Genomic DNA, 22,010 nt, shown 5'->3' with positions numbered 1-22,010 from the left:
ATTTCAGCACAATCGTCAACTCCTTCTTTTTCTCTACTTTACTCAGCATTTGCATGCGTCGTTCAGCGAGGGGGCGAATTATAGCCAAGCAACAGCCTGTCCGCAAGAGCCATTTATGGCAAGACAAACGATTTCACCAGAGTCAGCTCGCCGGCGGCCCGCATCGGCACCTGGAAGCTTTGCAGCTTTTCACGCGGCGTGCCTTCGTTGGTGATGATCGATATGCGCGCGACAGTCAGCATGGCGGTGTTTTCGCCGCTGCCGTAGTAATTGACATAGGCGTGATAGTTGCCCTTCACGGGCGCCGCGCTGGAAAAGATTTCCGGACCATAGCCAGTCGTCACGTCCACGTCCAGCGCGCCGCCATCTTTTAATACGCGGTTGCCATACCAGGCGTGGCCACCATCCGGCGTGACCACATGCAGATCGAGGTCGGTGCCGGCACTGTCCCAAGACAGCACGATGCGCAGGCGCGCCTGGGTCTTGCCCTGGTAGCTGTCGACAAACTGGGTGCGCGCGCGACTCCGACCATCGGGCGAGCGTACTTCCACGCTGTTCGAGCCGCTGCCGAAACCGTAAGGCCGGCCATAGCTGCCATCCTCACCAACTTCCATCGGCATCGCCACGCCGTTGACCACCAGGGTAGCGGGCTTGCCCTTGACGGCGCCCGCGATACGGCCCCGTATCTGCGCCGTTTCAGCCTGGCCCGGCTGCAGGTTGACCGACGCGGCGGGGTAATTGACCGCTTGCGTATAGTCCTCGCGCGCACCGGCCGAATTGCGCCAGCCGCTCTTCGGTGCGTCGATGGTGACCTGGGCCTGCGCCCATAGTGGCAATAGCATTAGCGGAATCGCGCAACGGATATAAAAACTCACAGGGCCTCCAGGTTAAGGTCGACGAGCCGGCGTGCCAGCCGCTCGACATATTCTTCGTCCTGGCCGCGCGGATGATTGCGCAGGCCAAGGTGTAAATATTCATGGGCCAGGGTGATGCGGTCTTCGCGCGTGGCCAGCGGCCGCATATAAATTCGGTTGCGCGACTGCTCCGAATATGGCGCGCCGCTCTGCAAGGCGCAGACCAGCGGCGCTTGCGGCGGCGCTTCATAACCGGCCTCGCGCAGCAGCACGCGCTGCCAGCGCGGCACGGACCGCGCCAGCCAATCCTCGTTCTGCGCCAGGCGCCGGCAACGCGCGCCCGTATTGCCGAAGGTGCTCAGGGCGCCGCCGGGATAGGCCGCCGCCAGCAATTCATCATAGTGCTTGCCCTGTCTGGCCTGGCGCACCGCCTCGCTCCACGCCATCGTGCCCTCGGACGCCTGGTTACTGTGATAGCGCACGGTGACGCCATCGACAATCAGCTGGTCGGTCCAGCGCGCAATCGCCAGGGCCGCTGGCGTGGCGGGGCTGGGACTGACACGCTGGGTCGCGCTGCTGTCGGCGATCTGCTGGCAGCCCGCCACCGTCACCGCGTTCTGCTGCAGATACGTGCGCGCGGCAATCGCCAGCGCCTTGGCCGCTTCCGGCTCGTTGGCATTCGCTTCGCGGTCGAGCACGCGCGCCACATATTCATTGACGCCGAAGCGGCCACGCAATTGCGGACGGCCGCCCTTCTCTTGCAGCAGCATCAACTCGCCGGCGCTGCGCAAGGCCAGGTTCTGGCCATTGTCGAATTGCACATGGTAGCGGCCATTGAGCGGGCCAGGTGCGGCCACGCCACGTTCGCCGCGCACGGTGCGGATCGGATAGCGCTTGAAATAATCGACCACCACGCAACCGCCATCGTCGGCCACGCCTACCGGCGGCAAGCTGGCGGCAAGCCTGGGCGCCCACTGCTCGAAGACATTGCTGCTGCCGCCCGCGCCGCCGAACCAGATCGGCGTACCATCGGCCAGCCAGCCGGCCGCGCCGCCGATACGTTCGTCCGTCCGGCGCCGCTCGTGCCAGGAATACGTTTTGACGCGCAGTTGGCTGCCGAACCATCGAGCAGTACCAGCGCCGCGTCCATCGAGCACCACGCGCAGCAGCGCCGCTTCGGCGTCCGCGCGGCTGGCGGCCGGGATGCTGTCCAGCGCGCGCAGCAGGCTATCGAGGCGCACCGTGCGCGCCGGCGCAAGTTGCGCAGGGTCGGACAGCCAGGCAAAGTCGCCTGCGGGCGCCGCGCCCAGGCGGCCGGTCCAGTACTGGCGCCACGGCGTGGCCGTGATCATCAGACGCCTGGGCGAGAAAAAAGGGCCACACGATTGCGCCAGTGCCACGTCGTGGCCGATGCTCTGGCCAGCATCGCAGCAATACACCTCTTCCGGATCGCGTCCGCCGCAGCGGTAGTCCGGCATCGCCACCTTGTTATCGCTCGCATATACATACACGAACAGCTTCCACAAGCTGGCCAGCGGTACTTGCCGCGCGCCGTCAAACGGCGGCGGCGCCGTGCCACCCTGGCGCAACTGGTGCACTTCCATCTTGCCGTCACGCCACCAGGCCACATCCAGCGATGCAGACCAGGCAGGAGCGGCCAGCAACAGGGCCGCCATGAATGCAGGAAGTGCTACGCGCATCACTCGACCTTCAGCGCGCGCGTGGTCTTGCCGCCGCCTTCGAAGGCTTTCTGCTCCGGCTGGTACATGCGGTAAAAGCGCGCCGGCGGCAGCACATAACTGCCCTTCTGCGCAAAGCGCAGCAAATGGCGCACCGTCACCTCGCCGGCCAAAGGCTCGATCGGCACGGCGTAGCCGTCGCGGCGCTCCGTGTGGCGCGCGCGTTCCAGCGCGGCCGGCTTGTCGCCCGCCATGACCATGCCCCAAGTAGTCGATTCGACCATGGCGCCGGGCGGCAGCGCCACTTCCAGCAAGCCAAAACGGTGCTTCGCACCTGGCCCCGCTTTCAAGGTGATTTCATCGAGGTACAGCGCGTCCGTGCTGAGCGCTTCGCCCGGCTTGACCAGCTCCGTCGTGTAACCGCCCTTGCCCGCCTTCATGCGCAAGATGCGGCGCTCGACGGCAACCGGCAAGGTTTGCGCTTCGGCCGCGTGGCTGTCGTACTGCAGCACAGCCACCGTGCCGGCCGGCGCCGGTGCGGCGAGACGCAATTTATCGGGAATACTCTTGGTGTCGCTCCAGCGCCAGACCGGCTGGCCGCTGCGGCTGTCGCGTTTTTGCCAGGCGCCGTCCAGCGCGACGACGGGTCCCTTGCCGAACGATACGCCGCCCAGCTTCTTTTGCACCCACATCAAGGTCATCGCGCGGTCCAGTGTCGGCATCTCGGCGCGCACACTGGCCAGCACCGCGTCGGCCTGGGTAGCCGGCACTTCGCCGGCCAGCATCAGCAAGGCTTGCGCCACCGGCGCTTTGGACTCGCGCAGCACCTGCCACGAGCTGGCCACTTGCAGTTGCAGCCCATGCGGCAGGGCGATGCCATTCTGGCTGACCACCAGCGCCACCAGGCCAAGGCCCATCGCTTGCGTCTCACGGTCAGAAGCTCCGCCCAGCAGCAGGCTGCTCGTGTCGCCAGGTTGGCGCGGCTTGCCGCCCAGGACGGCAATCGCGCTGTCATCCACCAGGCCGGCCGCCAGGGTCTGCGTGGGCAGGCCCATCTCGCGCGCCATCCACAGCACCAGCGCGCGGTCGCCCATCGCATCCTTCAAGCCATGTTCGCTGTAGACGGCCAGCAGCTTGTTCCAGTGCTCGGGCGGCAGCTCGATGTGCAACGCGCGCGCCGCGTACCAGTCGGCGTAATAGGCGTAGGCCGTCATCAAGGCATTGCCGGCCGTGGCATTGCCCCACCAGCCGAAGACGGCGTTCGGGCCCGCCATCGATACCAGGCGCAGGCGTTGTGCCGTGAGCAGCGTTTGCAGGCGCTCGCTTGCCGCGCCGGCGTCCGGCCCCAGGCTTTGCGTCGCCAGCGCGAGCGGAATCAAACGGCTGGCCGTCTGCTCGACGCAGCCATACGGATAGTCGATCAGGTCGTCGGCAATGCGCGTGAACTGGCTGGCTGCTCCTTGAGCGAACGAAACGCGGATATTGCGGGCGTCCGCCGGCAGCTTGAATGGAATATCACCAGTGCCGCCGTCGAGCGGCAGCACCAAGGAGCGCGGGCTGCTCCACGCGGCGGGCAAGGTTTGCATGGCCGTGTCCAAGGCGTCGACCAGCTTGCCACTCTGTTTCAGCTCCAGGCGCAGCGGCCCTGTAGCGCCAGCGGCGAGCGGGAATTCGACGTAATTGACACCTGGTTTGGCGGACATCTTTTCCGTCTTCGGCTGCGCCCCGCCGGAAAGCACGACGTCGAGCGCCTGCTCCTTGCCCGTCTGGTTGAATACCGCCACCGAGGCACGCGGCGCATCGCCGGCGCGCATCCAGTCGGGCGCGGTCCACTTGGCATAGAAGTTTTTATCGGAACGCAGATAGGCCGTGCGCTGGCCCACGCGCCCCTGTTCATCCATCGCGCGCCCCGTGATCCTCCAGCGGGTCAGCGCGTCGGGCATGGTAAAACTCACGCGCGCGTTGCCATTCACGTCGGTCTTCAGCGAGGGCGCCCAGTACGCCGTATCGATATTGTCGCGGCGCGGACGTTCGAGCACCTTCACGCCACGCTCGTTGTAGTTGTGGCGCGCCGGCGCGCCCGCTGTGCGGCCCTGCGCCATGTCGTAGCTGATGAAGGACAGGCTGGCCGTCGTGCGCACGTTGTTGCGGCGCGGGTGATAGAAAAAGTCGCCGATGTCCGGCGCAATTTCCGGCTGCAGCACATAGATCATTTCATCGACCACGCCCAGCGCCACCATGGTGCTCAAAGGCTTGCCATCGAGGGTCGCCGTCACATCGAGCGTGACTTTTTCGCCCGGCTGGTAGACCTCCTTGTCGCTCTTGAATTGCAGCGCGATGCGCGGCTCGATCACTTGCAGGCCCGCGTTCTCGAAGACAAAGTCGCCATTGCGCGTGTACGCCACCGAGAACGTCATGTTCGGGCCATGCTCTTCTTTTACCGGGATGCGCACCCTCCACTGGCGCGGCGCCACGCGTTTCGCCTGATACCAGTTGGCGGCGCCGGCCATCAGACCATGGTGTTCCACCTTGTCGCGCTCGAGCGTCAACAGCGCCTGGTCGACCTTGTCGGAGAACGTGATCAAGGCCTCGGCCGTGTCGCCCGGACGATAGCGGGCGCGGTCCAGCACGATCTCGATGCTGCCCGGCGTCGTTTGCACGCCATCGCCGGCGACCCAGTGGCTGGCGGCGGCCAGCAGGTTGCCGCGCTCGTCGCGCAGCGCCAGCTGATACGAGCCGGAGGCGGGGAACGTCACGTCCCAGCCCTTGGCATTTGGATCGAACGCGCCGTCGGTCTTGCTCTGTTTTTCCAGCTGCACCATCTCCCAGCGCACGGGTTTGGCCGCGCCCTGGCCATCGGCCACCAGATCGAAATGCACGGCCTGGCCAGGATCGGAAAACTGGCGCGTCGCCTTCAACTGGTAGCTGCTGCTCGAGCGTTCTATCATCAGCTCGCGCGTCGCCTTGACGCGGTAAGCCGCACCATCGGTCGCCAGCACGGTCAAGATGTAGCGCGACGGATCGGCGGCGGGCGGCAAGCTGAAGTCCACATTGCCGCTGCCGTCGCTCGTCACTTCCTCCGTCTTCAGGGCCACGGGAAACAGGCCGCTGTAACGCAACTCGCCTTCGACCATGGTGTTTTGCTGGCCGCGCAAGGACAAGGTCATCTTCGCGTTTTTCACGGGTTTGCCGTCAGGGTAGCGCAGCGCGATGCTGCCCTTGACGGCCTCGCCCGTCTTGAATTCCGGCTTCGAAGGCTGGACGTTGATTTCAAAGTGCGGCTTGACGTATTCAGCCACGCGGAAGGCCGCGCCATACACGCCATCCTTGTAATTGAAACGCAGTTCATAGCCGCCGGCGGTCGCTTCCGTGGGCAAGCGGAAGCGCGTGTCGGCGCCCGTCTCGCCGGACAGCTGCAGCGTTTGCGTCAGCAGCGGCGTGCCATTCGGATTGAGCACCGTCAAGCTGATCGGCGCCGCGCTTGCTGCCTGCGAGTTGCGCGCGGAGGTAAATTCGCGGCCCAAAAACTTGACGTTGACTTCATCGCCGGGCCGGTACAGGGGCCGGTCCGTCACGGCATAGATCTTGGTGTTGTAGATCTCGCTGTCATAGTAAAAATTCTCGGACACGAACACGCCGCCGGCGCGGTCCTGGCCCAGCACATATGTGTGTTCCGGGCTGCCGCGCTCGAGCGAGGCGACACCATCGGCACCCGTGGTGGCCGACTGCAGCACGCCCGTGCCATCGGTCCACGCCACATTGGCGCCAGCCACGGCGGCGCTGTTGTCGCGCCGCGCCGTCCATACGAGCATCTGGCCGGACGACACCTTGGTCACAGCCACCGTGTCCGACACGAATACCAAGGTGGTGGCGCGGTGTTCGCCGATGATCGCTTCGATCAGGTACAGGCCCGGCTTGCGTTTGCCCAGCGGTATCATCACGTTGCCGGCGCCAGCGACGATGAAGTCGCTGCTGGAGCCATCGAGCTTGACGCCTTTCGGCGGCGCGATGGCCTTGGCTTGCCAGATCGGATAGCGGAAGCTGTCGACCAGCTCCATGCCCTTGATCGGCTTGTACTGCGGATGGTTGGCGAACACGGTGCGCCGGCGGATCGCGTCATTGGTCGCCAGCTGCGGCTGTTCTTTTGTCACCGCGAGGCGCGCCTCGCCGGAAAACAGCTTGCGCCAGGCCAGGCGCGACTGCTTCCACCAGCTATCCCACAGAAAGCTCAAGGTGTTGGCCAGGCCTTCGCCCTGGTAATTGCCCTCGACCTGAATGCGGTGCAGATTGCGCTGCTTTTTCAGGAACTCCATCGGTTCGGGCACGCGGTAGACGACGATGTCGGCGCCCGAATATGCTTCCAGGTTCATGCGCCCCATGTCGCGGCCCGGCACCTCGAGGCGCACGCGCGCTTCATCAAGACTGCCGTAGCTGGCGTCCGACAGCAGGAAAAACGGTTCACCCTTGAAGGTGCTGTAGTTGCTTGGATCGCGCGGCTGCGCGGAGGCGTTGCCCAGCATGAGCAGCGCCAGAAAGCCCATAAATAACAGCTTCATGACAAAAACCGGCTTCATGATAAAAACGCCAGCCGGAACACCCCGGCGAAATTGGGATTGTTGACCACAGGTTGCCACCGCGTGTCCTTCCAGCTCGTAAGTTCTTTGATATCGACGGTCCGCAGACCATTGTCGTCGGGGGTGACGGTGCCGGTGTGGTAGGCGATGCGCGCTCCCATCCAGACCATCAAATGCTGTTCGTCTCCCTGGTCGAAAAACAGCAGGTCGCCGGGCAGCGCCTGGCTGATTTCGCGGGCGATGAAACGGCTGTTGTGCTGCACCAGCGCCAGCGCCGTGACGAAGTGGCCGACATTGCCGCCTGTCTGCACCCAGCGGTTGCGCAAGGCGGCCTGATCCGCGCTCAGTTCCAGCTCGGGCGGCAGGCGCCGGTCGCTGGCGATGCCATTTGCATGCAGCCACTTCGCGTCATGCACGGTGAGCGCCTCATTGACGGCAAAGCGCACCAGGCCGGCGCAATCGCGGTGCGTCCAGCGCGGCGACGGGCCACGTTCGATTTGCGCGTTGACGATGCGCAGCATCCAGGCCTGGAAGGCACGGCTTTGCGCCTGCGACAGCTGCACCTGAAGGTCGGCGGCCGCGCGCAAGGCCCAGGCGGGCATTGCCACGGTGGCGGCGCAAGCCGCCAGCCAGCGCAAGGCGGCACGGCGTCCATGCCGCCCATGCCACAGCGTCATCGCGCGGCCTCTTGCCATTCCAGCGTTTCCCATGACGTGCCGCTGGCTGGCTGCCGCTTGAGCACCATGCGCAGCGGCGGATATTTTTTCAAGGCGTTCAGGCGCGGCACCAAGTGTTCGTTGGCGGCCGCGCGCAAGACCGGTTCGTTATTCGCCGGCAGGGTATCGAAGGCTTCCAGCTGGATCAGCCGGGCCAGCGACGCCGGCGCGATCAGGCCGATCGTGCGCGCGCCATCGGGCAGCAGGTCGCTGGCGGCCGGCGCCTGCTTGCGGCGCACGGCCAGCACCTGGTCCACCAGCTTGCCGTCGGTGGAAAAGACAACGGTATTGCCGGCCACGGCCAGCGCCGGCTTGGATTGGCCCAGCGCCGTGGCGACACTGCGTTCCCAACGCGTGGCGCCATCTTTACCTGTCGTTTTGCGCACGGGGTCCTTGCCGCCGATGGCCGCCTCGAACAGGCTGCCATAGACAGCGTCATCACCGGCCTGCGCACTGCGGGTGGCAACAAAAACTGGTGTATGCAGCCGCGAGCTGCCATACCAGCAGGCGGCGGCGGGGCCTTGCAAGTGCCCGGCCAGCGGCGCCACCGGCTCCGATGTCTTGCTGCCCAGGCGTTTGAGCACGGGCTGCAGCGCGGTCCAGTCGACCGGCACGCTGAAACAGGCGCTCGGGTTGTGCGGCAGCTGCGGCCACAGGGCGCTGCTGTCATAGCCGCCGTTTTTCAGTTTATCGGCATTGAGCAGCACCTTCGATTGCCAGGCGCCCTGTTGAAAATCGAAGCGCAGCGCCTCTAACGCGCCAAAGAAAGGCTGGTAGCCGAAGGACAGGAAGTCCGCCTTGACGGCGATGCTGTGGCCCTCGGGCGCGGCGCCGTCGAGATGGAACTGTGCATGAAAGACCTTTTGCTTGGCAGCTTCCGGCGCCAGCAGGCTGGCCACGGTTTTCTCGGCCGTGCCATCGCCATGCTTGCCGTCGCTGCCGCCATACAGCATGCCGGGATGAGACAGGATGACCAGGCGTTGGCCATGCGCGGCAAACAGCAAGGTGCGCTGGTAAGCGTAGTTCAGCGCATACACGGGCACCTGGCCGCCATCGACGCGCAAGCTGCCGGCCACGCGCATCTGCGTATCCTTCAGGGCGATCTTTCCCGCTTCTTCCAGCAAACGCGTCAGCTGGCTGCGCGACACGGCGATGGCGAAATGCTTGAGCGAGCCGTCGGCGTCGCGCCACAAGGCCACTTCCGCCGGCTGGTCCAGCACCATGCGCAGCAGCTGGTCGCCCCAGCCCAGCTCATGCTCGTAAGCGATACGGCGCAAGCTGCCCTTCAGGCCCAACCGGTCCTCGCTTTGCTCGTAATAGAACAGGAAATCCTCGCGCAGCACGTCGCGCGCCAGCGGCACCGTCAGCAAGTCGCGCGGTAAGGCCGACAGGCTTTTCGTGCGGACCAGCGCGTCGGGCCGGGATAAATCGAGCTTCAGGCCATTGACCGGCCCCATCGCACCCCAGCCAAAAACCCGGTAGCCGACCAGTGCGGCGGCTACCACGGCCACGCCGGCAAGCGTCCCGAGCAGGACTTTTTTATTGAGTACTTTTTTCGCCAGCACCTTGTATCCTTTTAGCCTGCCGTAGCATTGACAAGTTAGTAATTATTGACAAATGGTAACATGGCATTTGTTGCCGCAGCGCACAGCTGACGCGACAGCGTAAAATAGCGGTTTCGCCGTTTTCATCGCCTCCCATGACCATCCTGCTCTCCACCCTGAACGCCCGCTACACCCACGCCTCGCTGGGATTGCGCTATCTGCTGGCCAATATGGGGCCGCTGCAAGCGCAGACGCGGCTGCAGGAATTCGTCATCGGCACGAAAACCACGGAACTGGTCGAACGCATCCTCATCAACAAACCGCGTATCATCGGTTTTGGCGTGTATATATGGAACGTCGAGGAAACAACCAAACTGGTGGCCATGCTCAAGCGCGTGGCGCCCGAAGTCATCATCGTGCTGGGCGGGCCGGAAGTGTCGCATGAAGCGGGCGAGCAAGAGATCGTCAAGCTGGCCGACTACCTGATCACGGGCTGGGGCGACGTCACCTTTCCCAAGCTGTGCGGCGAGATCCTCAACGGGCCGAAGCCGCTGATGAAGATCCACGCGGGCGTGCAAGCGCCGCTGGCGGAACTGCAGCTGCCCTACTCCTTGTATACAGACGACGATATCCGCCACCGCACGATTTACGTGGAAGCGTCGCGCGGCTGTCCGTTCAAGTGCGAATTCTGCCTGTCGGCGCTGGACAAGACGGCCTGGCCCTTTGCGCTGGAGAACTTCCTGGCCGAGATGGAATCCCTGCATGCGCGCGGCGCGCGCCTGTTCAAGTTCGTCGACCGCACCTTCAATCTGAACATCAAGACCAGTTTGAAGATCATGCAGTTCTTTCTCGACAAGATCGAAGCGAATCCGGACGATCCGATCTACGCCCACTTCGAACTGGTGCCAGACCACTTGCCTGACGCCTTGAAGGAAGGCATCAGCAAATTCCCGCCCGGCGCGCTGCAGTTCGAGATCGGCATCCAGAGCTTCAATCCGGACGTGCAATCGCTGGTCAGCCGCAAGCAGGACAATCAAAAGGCGGCCGACAACATCCGCTGGCTGTGCGAGGACTCGAACGCCCACTTGCACGTGGACTTGATCGCCGGCTTGCCGGGCGAAGATGAAGCGAGCTTTGCGGCCGGCTTCAACAAGCTGGTGGCCTTGAAACCGCATGAAATCCAGTTCGGCATATTAAAGCGGCTGCGCGGCACACCCATCATCCGCCATACGGAAAACTATGGCATGGTGTTCGATCCGCACCCGCCGTACACCATCCTGGCGAACAAGCAGCTCGACTTCATGAGCATGCAGCGCCTCGTGCGCTTTGCCCGCTACTGGGACCTGGTCGCCAACTCGGGCCGCTTCGCCAATACGGTGCAATGGATGCTCGGTGACGCGCCATTTGAAAACTTCATGGATTTTTCGAACTGGCTGTACGCCCACACGGACGCCACCCACCGCATCGCCATGGAGCGCCTGGCCAAGCTGGTGGCGCAATGGCTGCAGACGCGCGGCATGAGCGCGCTGGAGGCCAACGCCCTCGTGGCCAGCGACTATGCGGGCGGCGCGCAAGCGGCCGCTCACGCCAAGCCGGCCGAAGTGAGTACTGGCAGCGCCAAGGTGCGCCCGGACGTCGCCCTGCCGCAGCGGCAGGCGCGCCACCTGGCATCCTGAGGGGCCGGCGATTGAACAGCGGTGGCGGTCTGCGCCATTCTCCCTTAAACTGGCACGATGCCGACTGTACAATCGCCGAAACTGACCCTCTCCCAGACCAGCTCCCAACAGGGAGCCCTTGTCACTGCCAGCGGCACCTGGCAGGTGCACGCGCTGGCGCATGACAATGCCATCAAGGCCATCGACGCCCAGCTCAAGCCCTTGCAGGGCGATGCCAAGGCGCAATGGGACCTGTCGGCCATCGACAGCATGGACCATATCGGCGCCCAGCTGTTCTGGAATGCCTGGGGCAAGCAGCGCCCCGCACAGCTGACCCTGGCGCCGTCGCAGGAAGAGTTTTTCCGGCGCATCGAAGAAACCGGGCCGTTGACGACGCCGCCGTCGCGCGCCAACCGCCTTACGCCCGTGATGAAGCTGGGCATGGCCATCCTGCTGTTTTTCGAACATTTGAAGGGCTTTATTGCCTTGGTCGGCCAGGTGACGCAGGATATCGGCCGCTTCGCGCGCCATCCGATGCGCGGGCCGTGGCGTGAAATTTCCGCCAATATCTTCCATGCGGGCTTCCAGGCGCTGGGCATCACGGCTCTCGTCGGCTTTCTGATCGGCGTCGTGCTGTCCTACCTGTCCGCGCAGCAGCTGCGCGCGTTTGGCGGCGACATCTACCTGGTCAACCTGCTGGGCATGAGCGTCATCCGCGAACTGGGGCCGCTCTTGGCCGCCATCCTCGTGGCCGGGCGCTCCGGTTCGTCCATCACGGCCCAACTGGGCGTCATGCGCGTCACGGAAGAACTCGACGCCATGCTGGTGATGGGCATTTCGCACGGTTTCCGCCTGATCATGCCGAAAGTGCTGGCCCTGGCCATTTCCATGCCCCTGCTCGTCATCTGGACGGATACGGCCGCGCTGATCGGCGGCATGGTGGCGGCCAAGGTGGAACTGAACCTGTCGGCGCGCTACTTCATCCAGAAGCTGCCCGATGCCGTGCCGCTGGCCAACTACATGATCGGCCTGGGCAAGGGCGTCATCTTCGGCATGCTGATCGCGCTTGTCTCGTGCCACTTCGGCCTGCGCATCAAGGCCAACACGGAAAGCCTGGGGCGCGGCACCACCACCGCCGTCGTCACGGCCATCACCGTCGTGATCCTGGCCGACGCCGTGTTCGCCATCGTCTTCAATGGAGTGGGCTACTGATGGCGGACGACACCAATATCGCCTGCGGCACCGGCAAGGAAGGCCAATTCAACCTGCACGGCAACGCGCCCGTGGTGGACATCACCAATCTGTGGACCAAGTTCGGCCGCACCGTCGTGCACCAGGACTTGAACCTGGAAATCGAGCGGGGAGAGATCCTGTCCATCGTGGGCGGTTCCGGCACGGGCAAGACGGTGCTGCTGCGCCAGATGCTGGGCCTGGAACATCCGGCGCGCGGCTGCGTCAAAGTCTTTGGCGAAGATATCAATAAAGCAAGTTCAGACCAGCTGCAACAGTTGCGCAACCACTGGGGCATGCTGTTCCAGCAAGGCGCACTGTATTCGGCACTGACCGTGTTCGACAATGTGGCCCAGCCGATGCGCGAATTGCGCGTGCTGCCCGAAGCGCTGGTGCACGACGCGGTATTATTAAAGATGAATATGGTGGGCCTGGGCCCGGAACATGCGCTCAAGATGCCGTCGGACTTGTCGGGCGGCATGATCAAGCGCGTGGCCCTGGCCCGCGCCCTGGCGCTGGAACCGAAGCTGCTGTTCCTCGACGAACCGACGGCGGGCCTGGATCCGGACCTGTCGGAAAGTTTTGTCGCCCTGATCCAGTCGCTGCACCGCGAACTGGGCTTGACGGTGGTGATGGTCACGCATGATCTCGACACCTTGTTCGCCCTGTCCACGCGCATCGCCGTGCTGGCGGAAAAACACGTGATCGCCATCGGCCCCACGCGCGAGGTGATCGAAGTCGACCACCCGTTCATCAAGCAATTTTTCCTCGGCGACCGCGGCAAGCGCGCGCTGGCCGTCCTCGATGAGAAACAGGCGGCGGCGGGCAAGGCGGCGCAGCCAGGCGACGACGCCGGCACAGACACGAAAGCGGAGAAGTAATGGAAAACAGATCACATGCCCTGATGACGGGATTTTTTACACTGACCCTGCTGGTGGCCGCCATCCTGTTCGGCGTCTGGTTCAACCGCGACCGCGTGGAACGGGTGCCGTACCTGCTCGCCACCACCCTGTCCGTACCAGGCCTGAACCCGCAGGCGACCGTGCGCTACCGGGGCCTGGAAGTGGGCAAGGTCGACGCCATCGACTTCGACACGCAAAAGGCGGGGCAAATCCTCGTGCACATCAGCGTGGCGCCCGACACCCCCGTTACCAATACCACGTTTGCCACCCTCGGCTACCAGGGCGTGACGGGCATCGCCTACATCCAGCTCGACGACGAGCATGTGGGTTCGAAACTGCTGGGCACCAGCAAGGACAAGCCGTCGCTGATCCCCCTGCGCGCCGGCTTGCTCGACCAGCTGGAAAAACGGGGCAAGCGCATCCTCGACCAGGCCGAACAGATCACCAACAAGGTCAACAACCTGCTCAGCCCCGACAACCAGGCGGCCATGCTGGGCGCCTTCACGGAAGTGGGCAAGGCCGCCAAGGCTTTTGGCGCCATTCCGCAGCAACTGGAACCGACCCTGACACAATTGCCGCAACTGACGGAACAGACGCGCCAAACCCTGACGGCCGTGAGCACGGCCAGCAAGAATGTGTCGGACTTGACGGCCACGTGGAAAAAACTGGGCAACGATATCCAGGCGCCAGGCGGCGTGCTCGACAAGGTCAATGGCACGGTCGACCGGGTCGGCAGCTCGGTGGAAACGGTGGCCAATGGCGTGTCGCTGGAAGTCTTGCCGCAAGTCATCGAGCTGAGCGGCGAAGCGCGCTCCTCGATGCGCGCCCTGAAAACCACCATGAGCACGCTCAATGAACAGCCGCAGAGCATCTTGTTCGGCGCCCCAGACATCCCGCCCGGCCCGGGCGAGCCCGGTTTTTCGGCACCGGGCAAATAAGGAGAACACCGCATGCCTACCCCACGCAATCTCAGCGCACTCATCCTGGCCGCCGCATTCCTGCTGGGCGGCTGCGCCAGCCGCGGCCCCGTCCCCACTTTCTATGATTTCGGCCCGGCCGCACCGCTGGCAGACGCGCAAGCAGCCGCGCCAGCCGTGCCCGTGCTGGTAATCGCCGACGCCAACGGTCCATCCTGGCTCGACAGCCAGCGCATGTATTACCGCTTGCTGTACGCCGATGCGCAGCAATCGCGTCCGTACGCCTACAACCGCTGGAACACGCCGCCGCTGCAACTGCTGAGCCAGCGCCTGAAAACGCGCGTGGCGCAAAGCGGCGTGAAAGTGTTGTCGACCACGGACGCGGCCGCCGGCATGCCCCTGCTGCGCATCGACGTCGATGATTTCTCGCAAAACTTCGATACGCAGACGCAGAGCAGCGGCCACGTGTCGCTGCGCGCCTCGCTGTTTCGCGGCCACCGCCTGATCGACCAGAAAACCTTCAGCCGCAGCGGACCCGCCGGCAGCGCCGATGCGCAAGGTGGCGCGCAAGCGCTGGCGGCGGCATCGGACGCCATCGCCGCCGACCTGCTCACCTGGCTGGGCACGCTGAATATCACGAAAGAATGACCGACCCCGCATCCCCCGCCAGCCCGGCGGCGCCGCTGCCGCCCGTCCGTTCCTCGCCCGTGTCGCGCGCGACCCTGCTCGCCTACGTCTTCCTGATCGTGTATGCGAGCTGGTTCCCGTTCACGGGCTGGCACAGCAATGGTTTGTCGCCGCTGACGTTCCTGGAAAACACGCGCATGCCCCGCTACTGGACGGGCTTTGACGTGGGCATCAACGTCGTCGGCTACATTCCGCTGGGCGCGCTGATCGTGTATTCGCTGTTTCCGAGGATCACGGGTTTCTTTGCCGTCATCGTCGCCAGCCTGTGCGGCATGTTGATTTCGGGCAGCATGGAAGCCGTGCAAACCTATTTGCCCAGCCGCGTCTCGTCGAACCTCGATTTTTATACGAATGCGGCCGGCTGCTGCATCGGTTCCATCATCGGCGCCCTGACGGCGCGCAAGCTGCTCGACCAAAGTCATTTGTTCCGCTTGCGCCAGCGCTGGTTTGCCCAGCACGCCAGCCAGGGCTTGGTGCTCGTGGCCCTGTGGCCGCTGGCGCAAATCTATCCGCAAGGCTATCTGTTCGGCCTGGGCCAGCTGCTGCCCATCCTGTCGGACTGGCTGTCGCAGCTGGCGGGCATCGACATCGACCTGGCCGCGTATCTGCGTCCCGACGTCATCTTGACGGTTGAGCAATATTGGCTTTCGGAAACCATCATCACGGCTTGCGGCATGACGGGCGCCGTACTGACCCTGCTGTGCCTGCTGCGCCGCGCCGCGCCGCGCACCATCTTGATGCTGGCCCTGATCGCCGCTGCCTTGATCGTGCGCTCGATGGCCAGCGCGCTGCTGTTTTCACCGGAAAACGCCTTCGTCTGGATCACGCCGGGCGCCCAGGGCGGCTTTTTGATCGGCCTGATCATGCTGGGCGGCCTGGCCTTCGCGCCGCACGTGGCGCAGCGCCGCATCGCGGCCGCCACCTTGCTGCTGAGTCTGGTGATGGTGAATACGACGCCGATCAACCCGTATTTCATGTCAACCTTGCAAGGCTGGTTTCAAGGCAAGTTCCTCAACTTCAATGGCGCGGCGCAATTTTTGGCCTTGCTGTGGCCCTTCATGGCCCTGTGGTTCCTGTGCCTGCCCTCGCACCGCCTGAACCGGCAGGAAGATGTGCAGCGCCAGCGTCGCGAAGACCACCCATAAGCGTTATCATGGCGCATTGATGATTCCGCAGGAGCATAGTATGAGCGACGCACCGTATTTTGAACGCCACGTTTTTTTCTGCATGAACAAACGTGAAGACGGCCGCAACAGCTGCGGCGACCATGGCGCGGAAGCGGCACAAAAGCATTGCAAGCGCCGCATCAAGGAACTCGACATGAACGGCGCGGGCAAGATCCGCATCAACCAGGCCGGCTGCATGGACCGCTGCGAAGAAGGCCCGCTGCTGGTGATCTACCCGGAAGCGACCTGGTACACCTACGTCGACACCAGCGATATCGATGAAATCATCGATACGCACCTGGTGGGCGGCAAGATCGTCGAACGCCTGAAAATCTGAGCCGCATATTTAATTTCAACGTTTTAACTTCAAATTAAGCCTACGCCACCAGTATGAGCATCATGAACAGAAACTCGGAAAAATTTACCCTCGCCGGCCATGCAGGCAGCATGGAAGGCTTGCTCGATTTCCCGGCAGACACTCCCCGCGGCATCGCCCTCGTTGCCCATCCGCATCCGCTGTACGGCGGCACGATGGACAACAAGGTCACGCAAACCCTGGCGCGCGCGTTTGTCGCGCTCGGTTACGTGGTGGCGCGCATCAACTTCCGCGGCGTCGGTGCTTCCGAAGGCGTGCACGACCATGGCGTGGGCGAAACGGACGACATGCAGTTGCTGTATGAACACATGCGCGGCCTGTACCCGGGCTTGCCCGTGGCACTTTCCGGTTTCTCGTTCGGCACCTTCGTGCAATCGAAACTGCAGGAACGCCTGGCCGCCGCCGGCACGCCCGTCGAGCGCCTGGCGCTGATCGGCAGCGCGGCCGGCAAGTGGGCCATGGCCGACATTCCCGCCGACACCATCTTGATCCACGGCGAACTCGACGACACGATCCCCCTGTCCGCCGTCTTCGACTGGGCCCGTCCACAAGACATTCCCGTGATCGTGATCCCCGGCGCCGACCACTTTTTCCACCGCAAGCTCAATCACATCAAGAACCTCGTGATTGCCCTGTGGCATGGTGACAAACCCGCAATCGCAGCAGATGATCATTGAAGTGTGGGCTTACTAGCGCCTCCACGGCTATAATTGATCCGTTTTTTCCACGCGGCCATGCAAGCACCAACAGCATGGCCCTCAGCCTTCATCTTTTTCTCGCAGACCAGCCTCCATGAAAAAACTTTTAGCGGCACTGGCCTCCAGTGTATTTTTCTTTTCCGCCGCCTACGCCCAGAGCGTTCCAGCCCCGACCATCGCCGCCAAGTCCTGGCTGTTGCTTGACGCCACCAGTGGCCAGATCATTGCTTCGCAAGATCCGGACGCGCGCATCGAGCCGGCCTCGTTGACCAAGATCATGACGGCTTACCTGACGTTTGCCGCCATCCGCGAAAAGAAACTGGCGCTGGACCAGAAAGTCAACGTGTCCGTGCGCGCATGGAAAGTCGATTCGAGCAGCTCGAAGATGTTCATCGACCCCGCTACCCCTGTCTCGATCGACGACTTGCTGCACGGCCTGATGATTCAATCAGGTAACGACGCCGCCGTGGCGCTGGCGGAAGCCGTTGCCGGCGATGAAGGCACGTTCGTCGTGCTGATGAACCGCGAAGCCCAGCGCATGGGTCTGAAAAACACGCGTTTTGCCAATCCGCATGGCTTGCCTAGCCCCGATAACTATTCCACGGCGCAAGACCTGTCCGTGCTGGCCAAGCGCGTGATCGCCGACTACCCGGAATTCTACAAAATCGATTCCATCAAGAGCTTTACGTACAACAAGATTACCCAGCCTAACCGCAACCGCCTGTTGTGGCTGGACCCTACCGTCGATGGCATGAAAACGGGCCACACGGAAGCGGCCGGCTATTGCATGATCGCCTCGGCCCGCCGCCCAGGCGGCACGGGCGAGCGCCGTTTGATCTCCGTGGTGCTGGGCACCTCGTCGGACCAGGCCCGCACGCAGGAAAGCCAGAAGCTGCTGAACTGGGGCTTCCAGAACTTCGATACGGTCAAACTGTACTCGAAGGGCCAGGCAGTGGCCACGCCGGAAGTGTGGAAGGGCTCGAAAGGCACCGTGAAAATCGGTTTCGCCCGCGATGTGCTCGTCACCGTACCAAAAGGCACGGCTGCCAAGATGAAACCTGTGCTGGAACGCAAGGACCCGCTGGTCGCGCCATTGGCTGAAAACGCCCCTGTCGGCAAGCTGAAAATGATGGTCGACGACAAGGTCCTGCTGGAACTGCCTGTCGTGGCACTGGAAACCATCAACCAGGCAACGATCTTCGGCCGCGCCTGGGATTCGATGCGCCTGTGGATGAAATAAGCAGTTAGCGTTCCCCATAAAAAATGCCCGCAGATGTTGCGGGCATTTTTTTCGTCTGTCTCGCCGCCAATTTCTCCACAGCATGCTGTAGCGTAGCTGGCTATAATCGTGGCGTCACCTTCATCTCCACCATCAGAAAGCCAGCCCATGAGCCATGTGTTTCCCGCCAGCCTGCAAGCGCCGCGCAGCCGTTTGAGCAGCAACGGTCCCGAACTGTCGCGTATCGTTGCCGGCATGTGGCGCATCGGCGAGTGGAATATGTCGGCGCAGCAGCGCCTGGCTTTCATCGAACAATGCCTGGCGCTGGGTGTGTCAAGTTTCGACCATGCCGACATCTATGGCGATTACAGCGCCGAAGGGCTATTTGGCGAAGCGCTGGCCCTGCAGCCGGGCTTGCGTGACAAGATGGAGCTGGTCAGCAAGTGCGGCATCAAGCTGCTGTCGCCGCACCGTCCCGGCCATGCCATCCAGCATTACGACACGAGCGCGGCGCACATTACCAGTTCCGTGGAACACACCCTGCGCCAGCTGCACACGGACCGCCTGGACTTGCTGCTGATCCACCGTCCCGACCCGCTGATGGATTTCGACGAGATCGCCGGCGCCTTCACGCAATTGAAAGCGGCGGGCAAGGTGCTGCACTTTGGCGTGTCGAACTTCAGCCGCCACCAGTTCGAGTGCCTGCACCGGCGCTTCCCGCTGGTAACGAACCAGGTGGAATTTTCGCCGCTGCACGTGGCGCCCCTGTTCGATGAAACCTTCGACGGCTTGCAGGACGTGGGCGTGGCGCCGATGATCTGGTCGCCGCTGGCGGGCGGCCGGCTGTTCCAGGGCGGCGACGCGAATGTGGAGAACTTGCGCAATGTGATCAAGCAGATCGCCGACCAGCTGCAGCGTCCGTTTGCCAGCGTGGTGTTTGCGTGGATCATGCAACTGCCTTGCCGTCCCCTGCCGCTGACGGGCACGGGCCGCATCGAAGCCGTCGGCGTGGCCGTGGAAGGCACGCAGTTTACACTCAGCCGCAGCGACTGGTTCGCCATCCTGCGCGCCGCACGCGGGCACGAGGTGGCTTAGTCAATTTCATCCGGATCGTTGAAAACCTGGGGAAGCGCAATGCCGCGCCAGCCCAGGTACCACGCCAGGTTGAGCAGCAGGGTGGCGCCGATGTAGACGGCGAAGAACAGCGCGAAGAAGCTGGTCTTCAGCCACACGAGCAGGGCGATGGCCAAGATCAGCACCAGCAGCGCGGCCAGGCTTTTCTTTTGCTTGGAGCTGGGGAAACGCAAAGTCGACACCATCAGGCTGCCCACGCCGACGAGCAGCAGCATCAGCAGATAGCTGTGCAGCATGGAATCGATGGGCGCCGGCCAGGCCACCACGACGGCCGCCACGCAAGCGGCCCCGGCCGTGATCGGCATGCCGACGAAATACAGGGGGTCCGTGCGCCCCACGTTCACATTGAAGCGCGCCAGGCGCATCGCACCGCACGCGACAAAGAAGAAGCTGGCCATGCCGCCAAAGCGCAGCAGCAGCGGATCGTGCACGCCCATCTGCACGAAGCCGTAGCAGTACAACAGGACGGCCGGGGCGCAGCCGAAATTCATCACGTCGGCGATGGAATCGAGCTGCACGCCGAACTGCGAACTGGTGTTCGTCAGGCGCGCGACATAGCCGTCGAGCGCATCGAACACGCCGGCCAGCACCAGCAGCGCCGCCGCCAGGCGGTAGGCATCCGCGTCGCCCACGGCGGCGTTATCGACGGAAATGACGATGCTGGCAAAACCGCATGCTATCGAAAGCAAAGTCACCATGCTGGGCAAGGCGTATTTGGCGCGCTGCAGGCGCGACTTGGGCAATGTGTTCAAATGTATGGGCAATCAAAAAATCGGAAGTAAGGCGATGCAGCGGCAAACGCTGCGCTACGCTCATTCTACCCTGCGCAGCTGCGGCACCGTCCGCGCACGAGCACGACATATCTTTTCATGGATGCGCTACGCGGTATCAAAATACCTTAGAATCGTTTTACAGGACAGCACGCTGGCCCCACCGCTGTCCGCCTACCTATACAGGAGCCAACTTGATTGCCTCGTCACTGCGTTGGAAATACTGGATACCCGCCCTGCTGAGTGCAGCACTGCTGAGCGCCTGCGGCGGCGGCGATAGCGGCAGCAATACGTCGCTGAGCACCTCGACCCCGGCCGGACAGCTGACACAGGAGCCGGGCGCTCCCGTCCTCAGCAACAATATTGCCACCGATGGCTTTAACTGGTTCAACTACCGGCGCAGCCAGATCGGCCTGTCGCCTATGGTGCGCAACAGCCTGATCGACAGCGCGGCGCTGGGCCATTCCAGCTATCTCAATCTCAACAGTACGGTGGCGCACGAGCAGGTGCAGGGCAAGCCCGGCTTTACGGGCGTCAAGCTGGGCGACCGCCTGGCCAAGGCCGGCTACGTCGTCACGTCGCTGCAGGGCGAAGTCATCGCCGGCGCGGGCAACACGTCCGGCTTTTACCTGGCCGAAGAGTTGGTCACGGCCATCTATCACCGCTTCGTCATTTTCGAGCCGCTGTTCAAGGAAGGTGGCGCGGGCGCGGCCGTCAGCAGCTCCGGCTATGCCTATTTCACCACCGACATGGCCGGCAACCGCAACTATGGCCCCGGGCTGGCGGCGGGACAGATCGTCACCTATCCTGTCAGCGGACAGCAGAAGGTGGCCGTCAGTTTTTCCAGCGATAACGAATCGCCCGATCCCGTGCCGAACCAGGACGTGGTCGGCTACCCGATCAGCGTGCATGCCAACTACGGCACGCCCGTCAGCGTGACGGCATTCAGCGTGCGCCAGCGCGGTGCCGCCACGGACCTGGCGGTACGCCTGCTCACCAGCGGCAACGATGTGCATACGCCGGTCTCGGCCGCGTCCATCATCCCGCTGGCGACCTTGAACGCGAACACCAGCTATGACGTGAGTTTCATCGGCAAAGTCAATGGTGCGGACGTCACGCACAGCTGGTCATTCACGACGCGCTAGCGATGTCGCTGGCGGCCAAGCGGGCGCGGCGTCGAGGATGACTGGATGTAGAATAGCTGTTCCTGCTTTACGGCAATTGACAAGTTTTGGGGCGCTCTGCACAGCATGCTGAAACCACACGCCACTTGCGATGATGATGCCGCCGTTGCGGCATCCGACATGGTCCGTATTCTCGATGTCGAGAACGGACTGGGCCGCATCATGGGCGACCGCATCCTGTACCTGAAAATCCTGCGCCGCTTCCTGCACGACCACGGCACCACGCCGTGCCAGATCCGCGCCGAATTCGACGCGGGCAACTACGCTTCCGCGCGCCTGAAGGCGCATACCCTGAAAGGCGCCGCCGGCATGATCGGCGCGCGCCACGTGCACAGCCTGTCGGAAACCCTGGAATCGGCACTGCGTGCGCAGGCGCCCGACCTGGCCCAGCAGATGCTGCAGCTGGAACTGGCGCAGGATCAATTGCTCGGCGCGGTCAGCAGCATGCTGGGCACGCCGGAGGCAACCCACACGGCGGCGCAGGACGTGGCGCCCGACCCGGCCGCACCCGCCATCCAGCTGCTGCTGGCGCGCCTGGCCAGCCACCTGCGCGAAGGCGACGGCGCGGCCATCGACATCCTGGAAAACTCGGCCAGCCTGCTCGCTGCCAGCCTGGGCGTCAACGTCTACCAGGAGGTGGCGGCCGCCGCGCACGAGTTCGATTTCGACGGCGCCCTGGCGGCACTGCTGCGGCGCCGCTAGCGC

18 protein-coding genes are annotated in these 22,010 nt (G+C 63.6%); 12 read left to right on the top strand and 6 right to left on the bottom strand.

The window, feature by feature from the left end:
* Window positions 1–113: 113 nt before the first annotated feature.
* The 5 genes from V3C40_RS27365 to V3C40_RS27345 are packed head-to-tail and all read right to left on the bottom strand — an operon-like array spanning window position 114 to window position 9,388.
* Window positions 114–842 carry a YfaP family protein gene (locus tag V3C40_RS27365; RefSeq protein ID WP_219329286.1) on the bottom strand — a complete coding sequence of 243 codons (729 nt, stop codon included), beginning with the start codon at window positions 840–842 and terminating at the stop codon, window positions 114–116.
* A 29-nt stretch (window positions 843–871) separates the two neighbouring features.
* Complete coding sequence (locus V3C40_RS27360; protein WP_331779033.1) at window positions 872–2,554, bottom strand: DUF2300 domain-containing protein; 1,683 nt, start codon at window positions 2,552–2,554, stop codon at window positions 872–874.
* Complete coding sequence (locus tag V3C40_RS27355; protein ID WP_331779032.1) at window positions 2,554–7,089, bottom strand: alpha-2-macroglobulin family protein; 4,536 nt, start codon at window positions 7,087–7,089, stop codon at window positions 2,554–2,556. Before V3C40_RS27355 ends, V3C40_RS27360 begins: the two co-directional genes overlap by 1 nt.
* Before the next feature lie 14 nt (window positions 7,090–7,103).
* Window positions 7,104–7,784, bottom strand: coding sequence for a DUF1175 family protein (locus V3C40_RS27350; RefSeq protein WP_331779031.1), 681 nt, complete (start codon window positions 7,782–7,784; stop codon window positions 7,104–7,106).
* On the bottom strand, window positions 7,781–9,388 hold the full coding sequence (locus V3C40_RS27345; protein WP_331779030.1) for a DUF2138 family protein: 1,608 nt from the start codon (window positions 9,386–9,388) through the stop codon (window positions 7,781–7,783). Before V3C40_RS27345 ends, V3C40_RS27350 begins: the two co-directional genes overlap by 4 nt.
* 134 nt (window positions 9,389–9,522) lie before the next feature.
* Between V3C40_RS27345 and V3C40_RS27340 the strand changes: the two genes are divergently transcribed.
* The 10 genes from V3C40_RS27340 (at window position 9,523) to V3C40_RS27295 (ending at window position 19,312) form a co-directional block, all read left to right on the top strand.
* Window positions 9,523–11,043, top strand: a complete 1,521-nt coding sequence (locus tag V3C40_RS27340; RefSeq protein ID WP_331779029.1) for a B12-binding domain-containing radical SAM protein — start codon at window positions 9,523–9,525, stop codon at window positions 11,041–11,043.
* Between the two features lie 57 nt (window positions 11,044–11,100).
* Complete coding sequence (locus tag V3C40_RS27335) at window positions 11,101–12,234, top strand: MlaE family ABC transporter permease (RefSeq protein ID WP_072457592.1); 1,134 nt, start codon at window positions 11,101–11,103, stop codon at window positions 12,232–12,234.
* Window positions 12,234–13,133 carry an ABC transporter ATP-binding protein gene (locus tag V3C40_RS27330; RefSeq protein WP_331779028.1) on the top strand — a complete coding sequence of 300 codons (900 nt, stop codon included), beginning with the start codon at window positions 12,234–12,236 and terminating at the stop codon, window positions 13,131–13,133. Before V3C40_RS27335 ends, V3C40_RS27330 begins: the two co-directional genes overlap by 1 nt.
* Window positions 13,133–14,092, top strand: coding sequence for an MlaD family protein (locus V3C40_RS27325; RefSeq protein ID WP_034754305.1), 960 nt, complete (start codon window positions 13,133–13,135; stop codon window positions 14,090–14,092). Before V3C40_RS27330 ends, V3C40_RS27325 begins: the two co-directional genes overlap by 1 nt.
* Window positions 14,093–14,104: 12 nt before the next feature.
* Window positions 14,105–14,719, top strand: a complete 615-nt coding sequence (locus V3C40_RS27320; protein ID WP_219329291.1) for an ABC-type transport auxiliary lipoprotein family protein — start codon at window positions 14,105–14,107, stop codon at window positions 14,717–14,719.
* A complete protein-coding gene (locus tag V3C40_RS27315; protein ID WP_319993468.1) occupies window positions 14,716–15,903 on the top strand; it encodes a VanZ family protein in 1,188 nt (395 codons plus the stop codon). Before V3C40_RS27320 ends, V3C40_RS27315 begins: the two co-directional genes overlap by 4 nt.
* 40 nt (window positions 15,904–15,943) lie before the next feature.
* On the top strand, window positions 15,944–16,261 hold the full coding sequence (locus V3C40_RS27310) for a (2Fe-2S) ferredoxin domain-containing protein (protein WP_034781335.1): 318 nt from the start codon (window positions 15,944–15,946) through the stop codon (window positions 16,259–16,261).
* 62 nt (window positions 16,262–16,323) lie between these two features.
* A complete protein-coding gene (locus tag V3C40_RS27305) occupies window positions 16,324–16,977 on the top strand; it encodes an alpha/beta hydrolase (RefSeq protein ID WP_058050378.1) in 654 nt (217 codons plus the stop codon).
* A 115-nt stretch (window positions 16,978–17,092) separates the two neighbouring features.
* Entirely contained in the window at window positions 17,093–18,238 is a 1,146-nt protein-coding gene (locus V3C40_RS27300; RefSeq protein ID WP_034754313.1) for a D-alanyl-D-alanine carboxypeptidase family protein, read from the top strand.
* A 147-nt stretch (window positions 18,239–18,385) separates the two neighbouring features.
* Entirely contained in the window at window positions 18,386–19,312 is a 927-nt protein-coding gene (locus V3C40_RS27295) for an aldo/keto reductase (protein ID WP_034754316.1), read from the top strand.
* On the opposite strand, the gene pssA is transcribed toward V3C40_RS27295, so the two are convergent.
* Window positions 19,309–20,049, bottom strand: a complete 741-nt coding sequence (gene pssA / locus V3C40_RS27290) for a CDP-diacylglycerol--serine O-phosphatidyltransferase (RefSeq protein WP_257620456.1) — start codon at window positions 20,047–20,049, stop codon at window positions 19,309–19,311. The genes V3C40_RS27295 and pssA overlap by 4 nt on opposite strands.
* A gap of 266 nt (window positions 20,050–20,315) precedes the next feature.
* Between pssA and V3C40_RS27285 the strand changes: the two genes are divergently transcribed.
* Both V3C40_RS27285 and V3C40_RS27280 read left to right on the top strand, forming a co-directional pair.
* Window positions 20,316–21,266 carry a CAP domain-containing protein gene (locus tag V3C40_RS27285; protein WP_257620445.1) on the top strand — a complete coding sequence of 317 codons (951 nt, stop codon included), beginning with the start codon at window positions 20,316–20,318 and terminating at the stop codon, window positions 21,264–21,266.
* A gap of 105 nt (window positions 21,267–21,371) precedes the next feature.
* Complete coding sequence (locus V3C40_RS27280) at window positions 21,372–22,007, top strand: Hpt domain-containing protein (protein WP_319993470.1); 636 nt, start codon at window positions 21,372–21,374, stop codon at window positions 22,005–22,007.
* Window positions 22,008–22,010: the final 3 nt, after the last annotated feature.

It is taken from the genome of Janthinobacterium sp. LS2A, assembly GCF_036543145.1.
GTDB classification, from domain to species: Bacteria; Pseudomonadota; Gammaproteobacteria; order Burkholderiales; family Burkholderiaceae_D; genus Janthinobacterium; species Janthinobacterium aestuarii.
The sequence above is the reverse complement of the archived record's forward strand: the minus strand, read 5'-3'. Positions and strand labels throughout refer to the sequence as shown.